This window comes from Variovorax xiamenensis, assembly GCF_050916385.1.
Lineage (GTDB): Bacteria > Pseudomonadota > Gammaproteobacteria > Burkholderiales > Burkholderiaceae_C > Variovorax.
On the sequence record NZ_CP139038.1, the window covers coordinates 1,240,185 to 1,253,033 of the forward strand.

A 12,849-nucleotide genomic window follows, 5' to 3' on the forward strand; every position below is an offset into this window, starting at 1 on the left:
GACAGAAGAAGAAAAGCATGCGGCATCTGAAAGACCTCCCCGTCCTCATCCTCGGCCTCGGCGCGTCCGGGCTGGCGATGGCGCGCTGGTGCGCGCGGCACGGTGCGGTCGTGACCGTGGCCGACACGCGCGAGGCGCCGGCGTTGCTCTCCACGCTGCACGAGGAGCTGCCGGGCGTGACTTTCATCGGCGGGCCGTTCTCGGCCGCGCTGGTCGAAGGCACGCCGATCCGCGCCGTGTATCGCTCGCCGGGTCTGTCGCCCGAGACCATCGCGCCGGTGGCCAATGCGGCGCGTGCCGTCGGGCTGCCGGTCGGCGGCGAGCTGGACCTGTTCGCGCGTGCGCTGCTGGATCTGCGCACGGTGGAAGTGCCGGTTGTGGACGCCGAGCCGGAACCCGAGGCCGAGCCCGAAACGCAAGCTCCGGCCGAACCCGTGGCCGAAGCGGCCGTGGAAGCCGTCGAGCCGGAGCCGCAGGCGCAACTGCCGCTGGACGAGCCTGTGGCTGTCGATCAGGCAGCGGCCGAGGCCGAACCGGCACAGCAGCCTGCTGCCCCTGCCGAAACCGAGTCGCCTCCTGCCGAAGCCGCCGCCGAACCCGCTCCCGAAGCGACCGTGCCCGCACAGGCCGAAGCCATGCCGCGCGATCCGTCGATGAGCGTTGCCGTGCCGCAGCCGCCGCAGGCCGAAGAACAGCCTGCGCCTGCCGAAGCCGCCGCAGAGCCGGTGGCAGAAACCGCGCCGGAGTCGGCACCGGAAGCCGCCGACGCGACCACGGCCGAAGCGCCGGAAGCTACCGAGGCCGCTGTTCCTGAGGCTGCGCCAGCGGTGCCTGCTCCCGCGCCCGCCACCGTTTCCCGCCTGCCGACCACCGGCAAGCCCTACGTCCCGACAGCAGCCAAGGAAGCCGCGGAGTTCGTCGCGCGCATCGCCGAGCTCTCCGCCACCAACCCGGCCTCGGCCGCCGTCGAGGAAGAGCCGTCGCCCCAACTCGAACTGGCTCCGCCCGTCGAGCCCGAGGCGCCCAAGGGCTACACGCCCGCGGTGCTGGCCATCACCGGCACCAACGGCAAGACGACGGTCACCTCGCTCACCGGCCAGTTGGTCGAGCGTGCCGGCAAGACCGTGGCCGTGGCCGGCAACATCGGCCCGACGCTGCTCGACACGCTCACGGCGCACATGGATGCCGAGACGCTGCCCGACGTGTGGGTGCTGGAGCTGTCCAGCTTCCAGCTCGACGGCGTGCAGGGCTTCGAGCCCACGGCCGCCACGGTGCTCAACCTCACGCAGGACCATCTCGACTGGCACGGCGACATGGCCGCCTACGGCGCGGCCAAGGCGCGCATCTTCGGCGCGCACGGTCTCATGATCCTCAACCGCGACGATGCCGGCGTGATGGCCATGCTGCCCGCGCCCGTCAAGGTCAAGCTGCAGCGTCCGCAGATCCGCACCCACGTCACCTTCGGCTCCGCCATGCCGCTGCGCCCGGGCGACTACGGCATCGAGCGCGTCAACGGCATGGCCTGGCTGGTGCGCGCGCTGGAAGCCGACGAGACACAGAAGCGCAAGCGCGGTGCCGTGGTCGAGGAGGAAATCTTCCTGCAGCGCCTGATGCCCGCGGATGCGCTGCGCATCCGCGGCCGTCACAACGCCATGAACGCCCTCGCGGCCCTGGCGCTGGCCAGTGCCGCCGGCTGCCCGCTGAACGCCATGCTCTACGGCCTGCGCGAGTACCAGGGCGAGCCGCATCGCGTGGAGCCCGTCGCCGTCATCGACGAGGTCGAGTACTTCGACGACAGCAAGGGCACCAACGTGGGCGCCACCGCCGCCGCGCTGACCGGGCTGGGCGAGGAGCGACGCGTGGTCGTCATCCTGGGCGGCGAAGGCAAGGGACAGGACTTCGAGCCGCTGGCTGCGCCCGTTCGCCAGTACGCGCGCGCCGTGGTGCTCATCGGCCGCGACGCGCCGATCATCGAAGCCGCGCTGGCATCGACCGGCGTTTCGCTGCTGCACGCCGCCTCGATGGACGAGGCCGTGAAGCTCGCGTCCGCGCGCGCCAACCCCGGCGATGCCGTGCTGCTGTCACCGGCCTGTGCGAGCTTCGACATGTTCAAGGACTACGCGCACCGCGCCGAGGTGTTCCGCGAGGCCGTGCAGGCCTACGAGGACAGCCCGCGCGGCCTGGGCGATTCGACGACGACGACGGAGGACCCGGTTTGAACTCTGCCGCCTCAGGCGCCACGCCCAACGCATCCACCAGCCGTTTCGGCGGCTGGTTCAGGCGCGCGCGCAGCGGGATCGACTCGCTGCCCGTGCACCTGCCCGTGCGGCTGGGCGGCGCCGGCATCGCGCAGACGAAAGCCACGCCGATGCGCGTGCTGGGCTTCGACCAGGCACTGGTCTGGGTCACGGTCGCGCTGCTGACCTGGGGCCTGATCATGGTGTATTCGGCCTCCATCGCGCTGCCCGACAACCCGCGCTTCGCGCGCGCCGGCTACAGCGCCTCGTACTTCCTCACGCGGCACGCGGCCTCGGTGGTGTTCGCCTTCATCGCCGCGCTGCTGGCCTTCCAGATTCCGATGAAGACCTGGGAGCGCGCCGCGCCCTGGCTCTTCGTGGCCTCTCTGCTGCTGCTGGTGGCGGTGCTCATTCCGCACATCGGCATCAACGTGAACGGCGCGCGCCGCTGGCTGCCGATGGGCTTCATGCGCTTCCAGCCCTCGGAGCTGGCCAAGCTCGCGATGGTGCTCTACGCCGCCAGCTACATGGTGCGCAAGATGGAGATCAAGGAGCGCTTCTTCCGCGCCGTGCTGCCGATGGGCGTGGCGGTGGTGGTGGTCGGCATGCTGGTGATGGCCGAGCCCGACATGGGCGCCTTCATGGTGATCGCAGTGATCGCCATGGGCATCCTGTTCCTGGGCGGCGTGAACGCGCGCATGTTCTTCCTGATCGCCGCGCTGGTGGTGGTGGCCTTCGGCACCATCGTCGCGAGCAGCCCGTGGCGCCGCGAGCGCATCTTCGCGTACCTCGATCCGTGGAGCGAGGAGCATGCGCTGGGCAAGGGCTACCAGCTGTCGCACTCGCTGATCGCCATCGGGCGCGGCGAGATCTTCGGCGTGGGCCTGGGCGGCAGCGTCGAGAAGCTGCACTGGCTGCCCGAGGCGCACACCGACTTCCTGCTGGCCGTGATCGGCGAGGAGTTCGGCCTGGTCGGCGTGCTGCTGATCATCGGCCTGTTCCTCTGGCTCACGCGCCGCATCATGCACATCGGCCGCCAGGCCATCGCGCTCGACCGCGTGTTCTCGGGTCTCGTGGCCCAGGGCGTGGGCGTGTGGCTGGGCTTCCAGACCTTCATCAACATGGGCGTGAACCTGGGCGCGCTGCCGACCAAGGGGCTGACGCTGCCGCTGATGAGCTTCGGCGGCTCGGCGATCCTGATGAACCTGATTGCGTTGGCCGTGGTGCTGCGCATCGACTACGAGAACCGCGTGCTCATGAGAGGAGGCCGCGTATGACCGGCCGCACCGCACTCGTGATGGCCGGCGGCACCGGCGGCCACATCTTCCCCGGACTCGCGGTGGCCGAGGCCCTGCGCGAGCGCGGCTGGAAGGTGCACTGGCTGGGCGCGCCCGGCAGCATGGAAGAAAAGCTGGTTCCGCCGCGCGGCTTCGCCTTCGAGCCCGTGCAGTTCGGCGGCGTGCGCGGCAAGGGCCCGCTCACGCTGTTCCTGCTGCCGCTGAAGCTGCTGCGCGCCTTCTGGCAGAGCATGGGCGTGGTGCGCCGCGTGAAGCCCGACGTGCTGGTGGGCCTGGGCGGCTACATCACCTTCCCGGGCGGAATGATGGGCGTGCTGGTCGGCAAGCCGCTGGTGCTGCACGAGCAGAACTCGGTCGCAGGCCTCGCCAACAAGGTGCTGGCGGGCGTGGCCGACCGCGTGTTCACCGCCTTCCCCAATGTGCTGAAGAAGGCGCAATGGGTGGGCAACCCGCTGCGCGCGGCCTTCACTTCCAAGGCCGAACCGGCCGAGCGCTTCGCGGGCCGTACCGGTCCGCTGAAACTGCTGGTGGTGGGCGGCAGCCTTGGCGCGCGCGGCCTCAACACAGTGGTACCGCAGGCGCTGGCGCGCATCGAGCCGGCCGCGCGCCCGCAGGTGCTGCATCAGAGCGGCGCCAAGCAGATCGACGAGCTGCGCGCCAACTACGAGGCCGCTGGCGTCGAAGGCGAGCTCACGCCCTTCATCGAAGACACCGCGCAGGCGTACGCCGACGCCGACATCATCGTCGCGCGCGCCGGCGCCAGCACCGTCACAGAAATCGCGGCCGTCGGCGCAGCAGCGCTGTTCGTGCCTTTCCCCTCGGCGGTCGACGACCACCAGACCACCAACGCGCGCTTCCTCGTGGACGCGGGCGGCGGCTGGCTGGTGCAGCAGGCCGACCTCACTCCTGAATTGCTGGCTGACTTGCTACAGAAAACCGGGCGCGATGCGCTGATAGAGAAGGCCGCGAAGGCCAAGACCATGCAAAAGACAGAGGCTGTGGAAGCCGTCGTCCGAGCCTGCGAGGAGCTTGCCAAATGAAGCACGCGATTCGTCACATCCATTTCGTGGGCATCGGTGGGTCCGGCATGAGCGGCATCGCCGAGGTGCTGCTCAACCTGGGCTACAAGATTTCCGGCTCCGACCTGGCCGACAGCGCCACGCTGCGCCGGCTCGCGGGCCTGGGTATCGGCACCTTCGTGGGCCATGCCGCGGCGCACATCGTCGGCGCGGACGCGGTCGTCACTTCCACGGCGGTGCAGTCGGACAACCCCGAGGTGCTGGCCGCGCGCGAGAAGCGCATTCCGGTCGTGCCGCGCGCGCTGATGCTGGCCGAGCTGATGCGGCTGAAGCAGGGCATCGCCATTGCCGGCACGCACGGCAAGACCACCACCACCAGCCTGGTGGCGAGCGTGCTCGCCGCCGCCGGGCTCGACCCGACCTTCGTGATCGGCGGGCGCCTGAACAGCGCCGGCGCCAACGCGCAGCTCGGCAGCGGCGACTACATCGTGGTGGAGGCCGACGAGTCGGACGCCTCGTTCCTGAACCTGCTGCCGGTGATGGCTGTGGTCACGAACATCGACGCCGACCACATGGAAACCTACGGGCACGATTTCGCGAAGCTCAAGAAGGCTTTCGTCGACTTCCTGCACCGCATGCCGTTCTACGGCGTGGCCATCCTGTGCACCGACGATCCGGCGGTGCGCGAGATCGTGGCCGACGTGACCTGCCCGGTCACCAGCTACGGCTTCGGCGAGGAAGCCCAGGTGCGCGCCATCGACGTGCGCGCCGTCGGCGGCCAGATGCATTTCACCGCGCAGCGCCGCAACGGCGTGACGCTGCCCGACCTGCCCGTGGTGCTGAACCTGCCGGGCGAGCACAACGTGCTCAATGCGCTGTCGGTGATCGCGGTGGCCGTCGAACTCGGCATCTCCGACGAGGCGGTGCAGCGCGGGCTGGCCGGCTTCAAGGGGGTGGGCCGCCGCTTCCAGAGCTACGGCGAAGTCTCGGTGCAGGGCGAGGGCGCCACGGGCACTTTCACCGTGATCGACGACTACGGCCATCACCCTGTGGAAATGGCCGCCACCATTGCGGCCGCTCGCGGCGCATTCCCTGGCCGCCGGCTGGTGCTGGCCTTCCAGCCGCACCGCTACACCCGCACGCGCGACTGCTTCGAGGACTTCGTGAAGGTCATCGGCACGGCCGACGCGGTGCTGCTCGGCGAGGTCTATGCCGCCGGCGAGGCGCCCATCGTGGCGGCCGACGGCCGCACGCTGGCGCGCGCGCTGCGCGTGGCGGGCAAGGTCGAGCCGGTGTTCGTCGACGACATCGCCGCGATGCCGCGCGCCATTCTCGACAACGCCCGTCCGGGCGACGTGGTGCTCTCGATGGGCGCGGGCTCCATCGGCGCGGTGCCGGCCAAGGTGGTCGAGCTCGGCGCGAGCGGTGCCGCAGCCACTGCCGCCGCGGCCTCTTCAACATCCGAGCGCGCTTCGCGCAAAGGGAGGGCCTCATGAGCCTTCAGGACCCCAAACTCTTCGGCAAGGTCGCCGTGCTGTTCGGCGGCAGTTCCGCCGAACGCGAAATCTCCCTGATGTCGGGCACCGGCGTGCTCGAAGCCCTGCGCTCGCGCGGCGTGGACGCGCATGCCTTCGATCCGTCGCAGCGCGAACTGGCCGAGCTGAAGCATGAAGGCTTCGCGCGCTGCTTCGTCGCGCTGCATGGCCGTCATGGCGAGGACGGCACCGTGCAGGGCGCGCTCGAACTGCTCGGCATTCCCTACACCGGCTCGGGCGTGATGGCCTCGAGCGTGGCAATGGACAAGGTCATGACCAAGCGCATCTGGCAGGCCGACGGCCTGCCCACGCCGAAGTACGTGCGCCTGGCCTTCGACCAGCAAAGCCGCGAGCAGATCATGGCCGTGCCCGACGTGCTCGGCCTGCCGGTGATCGTGAAGCCGCCGCGCGAGGGCTCGTCCATCGGCGTGACCAAGGTGCAGGGCTACTCGCAGATGCAGGACGCGGTGGCGCTCTCGGCCAAGTACGACGCCGACGTGCTGTGCGAGGAATTCATCGAGGGCGAGGAAGTGACCTGCGCCGTGCTCGGCCACGGGCTCGACGCGCGCGCGCTGCCGGTGGTGCGAATCGCCGCGCCCGAGGGGGCCTACGACTACCAGAACAAGTACTTCACCGACGACGTGAAGTACCAGTGCCCGAGCGGCCTGCCCGAAGCCGAGGAGCGCGAGATCCAGCGCATCACGCTGGCCGCCTACCGCACGCTCGGCTGCCGCGGCTGGGGCCGCGCCGACGTGATGATCCGCGCCAGCGACCGCAAGCCCTTCCTGCTCGAGATGAACACCTCGCCCGGCATGACCAGCCATTCGCTGGTGCCGATGTCCGCCCGCGCCGCGGGCATCGCGTACGAGGAGCTGTGCCTGCGGGTGCTGGCTTCCGCCACGCTGGACGCAACGGGAGGCTCGCTATAGCCATGGCCGACAGCATCCCAGCGCCCTTCGACGTCAAGCTCATGAACATCGTCGCGAACATTGCCTTCGCGATGGTGGCGCTCATGCTGCTTGCCGCGGGCGCGTGGTGGGTGCTGCGCCAGCCTTTCTTCCCCATTGCCGGCATCAAGGTGGACGGCGAGGTCACGCACAACAACGCGGTCACGCTGCGCGCCAACGTGGCGCCGCAGCTGTCGGGCAACTTCTTCACCATCGACCTGGCGCGCGCGCGCGCGGCCTTCGAGTCGGTGCCGTGGGTGCGCAGCGCGGTGGTGCGCCGCGAGTTCCCGAACAAGCTGCGCGTGACGCTGACCGAGCAGGTGCCGGTGGCCAACTGGGGCGACGAGGCGGGCTCGAAGCTCATCAACGGCTTCGGCGACGTGTTCGAGGCCAACGTGGCCGAGGTGGACGACAACCTGCCGCGCCTCGATGGCCCGATCGAGCAGGCCGGCCAGGTGCTGGGCATGTACCGCGTGCTGCAGCCGCAGTTCCAGCCCTACGACCTCAGCATCGACGAGCTCACGCTGTCGAGCCGCGGCAGCTGGAAGGTGGTGCTCGACAGCGGCGCCGAGATCGAGCTGGGCCGCGGCCAGGGCGAGGAAGTGACGGCCCGCCTGCAGCGCTTCCTGAAGACCGTGACCCAGGTCGCGGGCCAGTACCGCCGCACCATGGCCGACGTCGAAGGCGCGGACCTGCGCCACAACGACGCGTATGCATTGCGGCTGCGCGGCGTCACCACGGTCTCGCCAGAGGCCCCAAGAAAAATCAAGTAGCGAATACCGAGGAATCGAGGACATATCCCAATGCCCAAAGAATACAAAGACCTGGTCGTAGGACTCGACATCGGCACCGCCAAGGTGATGGTGGTCGTGGCCGAGGTGCTGCCCGGCGGCGAGCTCAAGCTGGCCGGCCTCGGCATCGCGCCGAGCAACGGCCTCAAGCGCGGCGTGGTGGTGAACATCGACGCCACCGTGCAGAGCATCCAGCAGGCGCTGAAAGAGGCCGAGCTGATGGCCGACTGCAAGATCAGCCGCGTCTACACCGGCATCACCGGCAGCCACATCCGCGGCATCAACTCCAGCGGCATGGTGGCGGTGAAGGACAAGGAAGTGACGCCCGCCGACGTGGCCCGCGTGGTGGAGACGGCGCGCGCGATCAACATCTCGAGCGACCAGCGCCTCTTGCTGGTGGAGCCGCAGGAGTTCGTGATCGACGGCCAGGACGTGAAGGAGCCGATCGGCATGAGCGGCATGCGGCTCGAAGCCAAGGTGCACATCGTGACCGGCGCGCAGAGCGCGGCCGAGAACATCATCAAGTGCGTGCGCCGCTGCGGCCTGGAAGTCGACCAGCTCATGCTGAACCCGCTGGCCTCCAGCCAGGCGGTGCTGACGGAAGACGAGCGCGAGCTGGGCGTGGTGCTGGTGGACATCGGCGCGGGCACGACCGACGTGGCGATCTTCACCAACGGAGCGATCCGCCACACGGCGGTGATCCCGATCGCGGGCGACCTCATCACCAGCGACATCGCGATGGCGCTGCGCACGCCGACGAAGGACGCGGAAGACATCAAGGTCGAGAACGGCTTCGCCAAGCAGCTGCTGGCCGATCCCGAGACGCAGGTGGAAGTGCCGGGCCTTGGCGACCGCGGCCCGCGCATGCTGAGCAAGCAGGCGCTGGCCGGCGTGATCGAGCCGCGCATCGAGGAGATCTTCTCGCTGGTGCAGCAGGTGGTGCGCGAGTCGGGCTACGAAGAGGTGCTGTCGTCGGGCGTTGTGCTCACGGGCGGCAGCGCCGTGATGCCCGGCATGGTGGAGCTCGGCGAGGACATCTTCCTCAAGCCCGTGCGCCGCGGCATCCCGAAGTATTCGAGCGCGCTGTCGGACATGGTCGCGCAGCCTCGCGCGGCGACGGTAATGGGCCTGCTCGAGGAAGCACGCTTCGCGCGCATGCGTGGCTTCAAGGTCGCGCAGAAGAATGGGTCGGTAAAGACTGCATTCGGACGTTTCAAGGACTTCATCGTGGGGAATTTCTAGCCATGATCAAGTCTCCACTCTGGCTCGCGCGCGGCAGCCCCCCAATGCATTTCAACGAGCGATGGCGACGAACAGGTCCACCATCGCGACGGTCTCATCGTTGATCCCGTCAGTACACAAGAAATATTCACAGACACATAACGGCAACTGCAAGATTCAAGGAGTTAAAAATGACCATCGAAATGATCGAAGTCGAAGAGTTCAACCAGGGCACGCAGATCAAGGTGATCGGTGTCGGCGGTGGCGGCGGCAATGCGGTCGCCCACATGATGGAGCGTGGCGTGCAGGGCGTTCAGTTCGTCTGCGCGAACACCGACGCGCAGGCCCTGCAGCGCAGCAACGCACACAAGATCATCCAGCTGGGCACCAGCGGCCTGGGCGCCGGCAGCAAGCCCGAGAAGGGCCGTGACGCGGCCGAAGCGGCGGTGGACGACATCCGCGCCGCCATCGACGGCGCGCACATGCTGTTCATCACCGCGGGCATGGGCGGCGGCACCGGCACCGGCGCGGCACCCGTGATCGCGCGCGTCGCGAAGGAAATGGGCATCCTCACCGTGGGCGTCGTGACCAAGCCCTTCGACTGGGAAGGCGGCCGTCGCATGACCAATGCCGACGCCGGCCTGACCGAGCTCGAAGCGAATGTCGACTCGCTGATCGTGGTGCTCAACGAGAAGCTGCTCGACGTGCTGGGCGAAGACGTCACGCAGGACGAGGCCTTCGCGCAAGCCAACGACGTGCTGAAGAACGCCGTGGGCGGCATCTCGGAAATCATCAACGAGTACGGCGGCGTGAACGTCGACTTCGAAGACGTGCGCACCGTGATGGGCGAGCCCGGCAAGGCCATGATGGGCACCGCCGCCGCGGCCGGCCCCGACCGCGCGCGCATCGCCGCCGAACAGGCCGTGGCCTGCCCGCTGCTCGAAGGCATCGACCTCTCGGGCGCCAAGGGCGTGCTGGTGCTGGTGACGGCATCGAAGAGCTCGCTGAAGCTGAACGAGTCGAAGCTGGCGATGAACACCATCCGCGCCTACGCTTCGCCGGACGCGCACGTGATCTACGGCGCCGCCTACGACGACAGCCTCGGCGACGAGATGCGCGTCACCGTGGTGGCCACCGGCCTGTCGCGCCCCGACGCACGTCGCCAGCAGCCGACGCTGGAAGTGATCCGCACCGGCACCGACAACATCCCGTTCACCGTGCCGACGCTCGGTGGCGTGGGTCATGCCGGCGGCACGGGCGGCAGCCAGCCCAACTACGACGGCATGGCCGTCCCCAGCGTGTGGCGCACCAACCGCACGATGGCCGCAGCGAAGGTGGACGCGCTGTCTTCGGGCGGCATGGACGACTTCGAGATCCCGGCCTTCCTGCGTCGTCAAGCTGATTGAGAGAACACCCCATCCGATGGCCTCGCTGGAGGCCATCGCGGGGGTGAACTCGGCCAGACGCAGAGGGCACGAGGGAGCGTAAGGGGCACAGGGACGACCTGAAAGGGACGTCTGCTGGCTCTAGGCGCTGCGCTCGCCTCGTGCTCTTTGCGTCCATTTCAGGCCAATTCGAAGGAATTGCATAGAACCCATGTCTATCGGTGCCATAGCGAGGGGCATAGGCCGTCACGCCCGTCGCGCGCCTAAAATCCCCGCCGTGCTGCAACAACGAACCCTCAAGTCCATCAGCCGCGCCGTTGGCGTGGGGCTCCACAGCGGACAGCGCGTGGAGTTGACGCTGCGGCCGGCTCCGGCCGACACGGGTATCGTGTTCCGCCGCGTGGATCTGCCCGAGCCGGCCGAGATCCGCATGACCGCCGAGTCGGTCACCGACACGCGCCTCGCGTCCACGGTATCGACCGGCGGCGCCAAGGTGCAGACCGTCGAACACATCATGTCCGCCTGCGCGGGCCTGGGCATCGACAACCTCTACATCGACATCACGGCCGACGAAGTGCCGATCCTCGACGGATCGGCTTCCTCATTCGTGTTCCTGCTGCAGAGCGCGGGCATCGCGCTGCAGAAGGCGCCGCGCCGCTTCATCCGCGTGACCCGCAAGGTCGAGGTGCGCGAAGGCGAGGGCGCCAACGAGAAATGGGCGAGCCTGGAGCCGTACCACGGCTACAAGCTGAGCTTCGAGATCGACTTCGACCACCGCGTCGTCAATTCCACCGGCCAGCGCGTGGAGTTCGATCTCGGCACCGGCTCCTACAGCCGCGACATCGCGCGTGCCCGCACCTTCGGCTTCACCAAGGAAGTCGAGTACATGCGCAGCAAGGGCCTCGCGCTCGGTGGCGGCCTCGACAACGCCATCGTGATGGACGACACCAAGGTGCTGAACGAAGGCGGCCTGCGCTACGACGACGAGTTCGTGAAGCACAAGATCCTCGACGCGATGGGCGACCTGTACATCATCGGCAAGCCACTGCTGGCCGCCTACACCGCGTTCCGCTCGGGCCACGCGCTCAACAACAAGCTGCTGCGCGAACTGCTTTCGCACAGCGACGCCTACGAGATCGTGACCTTCGAGGACGAGAAGCGCGCCCCGCGCGGTTTCGGCGAAGTCGCGCGCGCCTGGTAGGCACCCGCTCCTCACATGCTTCTGTTCCGCTGGGCCATCCTGCTGCTTTTGCTGGTGGCCGGCGTGTGCTTCGCGTTCTACGCGGGCACGGGGCAGGTCAAGTACCGTCGCATCGGCTGGATCGTGCTGAAGTGGACGCTGCTGGCGGCCTTCGGCTTCTTCGCGGTCCTGATCGCCGAGCGGGTCGCCTGAGCTTTCTTCAGCCGGCGGTCTCCTGCCGGCAGATGAAGAGGCTCAGGTAGGACGGCGTGCGCTGAGAGACTTCGCGCAGCGTCACCTCGTCGAAGTCCTTCGGCACGTTCTCCACCACCAGCTGCCGCAGCGCCTGGGCCGCTTCCGTCTCGTTGTCCCGCGGGTTGTAGCGGACCTGCACGCCGCGGATCAGGTAGCCGGGAACGGCATTGCTCGCCTCGGGAAATTCGCGCAGCCGCCAGGTGACGTCGCCGCGCGAGGCCTTCAGCTTGCCGAGCAGTTCGCGCGCGGGCGCTTCGTTGCGCGCGCGGACCTCCGGGTTGCGTTCGCTCGTGCAATACAGGATGTCCACCCGGAAGCCGGCGAACTTCCCTGATGACGAGTTGGCCGGCGGCTTCGTCGCCGCCGCGGCGCTGCGGTTGACCTCGATGGCCTTCTGCTCCTGCGCGAACTCCCCGGCCTTGCCGGCCTCGGCACGCAATACCGGATCGGCGAAGGACAGCGCCACGAGCGGAAAGAGCCGGCCCGCCAGGTCTTCGGAAGCCACCGAATTGATAAGCGCGAAGGCCGCCTGCTCGCGGCGATGACGCCCCGGTGCCTTCTCGTCCATCTGCAGCACCTCCACTACCTTCTCGTAGACGTACTGGTCGCGCTTGAAGCGTGTTTCGTCGAGCGAAATATCGACCCGCTTGCGTTCGAACTCGATGCGAAGCGCCTCGTTCGCCTGCGCCGAAGCCGCGGCGCGATGCTGGGCGTCTTCAGCGGCCCTCTTCGAATCCTCGGCCTTGTATTGCCAGTAGAGGCCCAGCGCCGCCGCGAGCACCGCGATCAGCGCCGACGCGCCACTGGCCCATTTCGTGACCTTCTCCGCCCGCGACGAGGGCGCGGGCGTTCCTCCACCGTGATCCTCTCCTGCCATGGTTCGCTCCCGATGTTGTTGACGCTGGCGCGAAGTCTGTCACTGCGCCTGTGCGGCGGCCTCCCTGTAAATGGGGAGGCTTGGCGCGGAGAGTGTCCGGCGCT

The 12,849-nt window shown here is 68.5% G+C and carries 11 protein-coding genes; 10 read left to right on the forward strand and 1 reads right to left on the reverse strand.

Features of this window, described 5'->3' with window-relative positions; genetic code table 11:
* The first annotated feature begins 17 nt into the window (after window positions 1–17).
* The 10 genes from murD to SFB74_RS05410 all read left to right on the forward strand — a co-directional run bounded on the left by murD (window position 18) and on the right by SFB74_RS05410 (window position 11,826).
* Window positions 18–2,219, forward strand: a complete 2,202-nt coding sequence (gene murD, locus SFB74_RS05365) for a UDP-N-acetylmuramoyl-L-alanine--D-glutamate ligase (protein WP_432729730.1) — start codon at window positions 18–20, stop codon at window positions 2,217–2,219.
* Window positions 2,216–3,514 carry a putative lipid II flippase FtsW gene (gene ftsW / locus SFB74_RS05370; RefSeq protein ID WP_432729731.1) on the forward strand — a complete coding sequence of 433 codons (1,299 nt, stop codon included), beginning with the start codon at window positions 2,216–2,218 and terminating at the stop codon, window positions 3,512–3,514. Before murD ends, ftsW begins: the two co-directional genes overlap by 4 nt.
* The gene (gene murG, locus SFB74_RS05375; RefSeq protein ID WP_432729733.1) at window positions 3,511–4,575 is read left to right on the forward strand and encodes an undecaprenyldiphospho-muramoylpentapeptide beta-N-acetylglucosaminyltransferase; all 1,065 of its coding nucleotides are present in this window, start codon (window positions 3,511–3,513) and stop codon (window positions 4,573–4,575) included. The genes ftsW and murG overlap by 4 nt, the downstream gene beginning before the upstream one ends.
* Window positions 4,572–6,050 carry a UDP-N-acetylmuramate--L-alanine ligase gene (gene murC / locus SFB74_RS05380; RefSeq protein WP_432729734.1) on the forward strand — a complete coding sequence of 493 codons (1,479 nt, stop codon included), beginning with the start codon at window positions 4,572–4,574 and terminating at the stop codon, window positions 6,048–6,050. Before murG ends, murC begins: the two co-directional genes overlap by 4 nt.
* Window positions 6,047–7,018 carry a D-alanine--D-alanine ligase gene (locus tag SFB74_RS05385; protein ID WP_432729735.1) on the forward strand — a complete coding sequence of 324 codons (972 nt, stop codon included), beginning with the start codon at window positions 6,047–6,049 and terminating at the stop codon, window positions 7,016–7,018. Before murC ends, SFB74_RS05385 begins: the two co-directional genes overlap by 4 nt.
* Window positions 7,019–7,020: 2 nt before the next feature.
* Window positions 7,021–7,809 carry a cell division protein FtsQ/DivIB gene (locus SFB74_RS05390; protein ID WP_432729736.1) on the forward strand — a complete coding sequence of 263 codons (789 nt, stop codon included), beginning with the start codon at window positions 7,021–7,023 and terminating at the stop codon, window positions 7,807–7,809.
* Between the two features lie 30 nt (window positions 7,810–7,839).
* Window positions 7,840–9,069, forward strand: coding sequence for a cell division protein FtsA (ftsA, locus tag SFB74_RS05395; protein WP_093196937.1), 1,230 nt, complete (start codon window positions 7,840–7,842; stop codon window positions 9,067–9,069).
* Between the two features lie 170 nt (window positions 9,070–9,239).
* Window positions 9,240–10,454, forward strand: a complete 1,215-nt coding sequence (gene ftsZ / locus SFB74_RS05400; protein ID WP_432729738.1) for a cell division protein FtsZ — start codon at window positions 9,240–9,242, stop codon at window positions 10,452–10,454.
* A 256-nt stretch (window positions 10,455–10,710) separates the two neighbouring features.
* Window positions 10,711–11,634, forward strand: a complete 924-nt coding sequence (gene lpxC / locus SFB74_RS05405) for a UDP-3-O-acyl-N-acetylglucosamine deacetylase (RefSeq protein ID WP_432729739.1) — start codon at window positions 10,711–10,713, stop codon at window positions 11,632–11,634.
* Window positions 11,635–11,649: 15 nt separating this feature from the next.
* Window positions 11,650–11,826 carry a hypothetical protein gene (locus SFB74_RS05410; protein ID WP_019656766.1) on the forward strand — a complete coding sequence of 59 codons (177 nt, stop codon included), beginning with the start codon at window positions 11,650–11,652 and terminating at the stop codon, window positions 11,824–11,826.
* A gap of 7 nt (window positions 11,827–11,833) precedes the next feature.
* Here SFB74_RS05410 and SFB74_RS05415 read toward each other — a convergent pair whose 3' ends face one another.
* Window positions 11,834–12,745: a hypothetical protein gene (locus SFB74_RS05415; protein WP_432729740.1), complete on the reverse strand. Its 912-nt coding sequence runs from the start codon at window positions 12,743–12,745 to the stop codon at window positions 11,834–11,836.
* Between the last annotated feature and the right edge of the window lie 104 nt (window positions 12,746–12,849).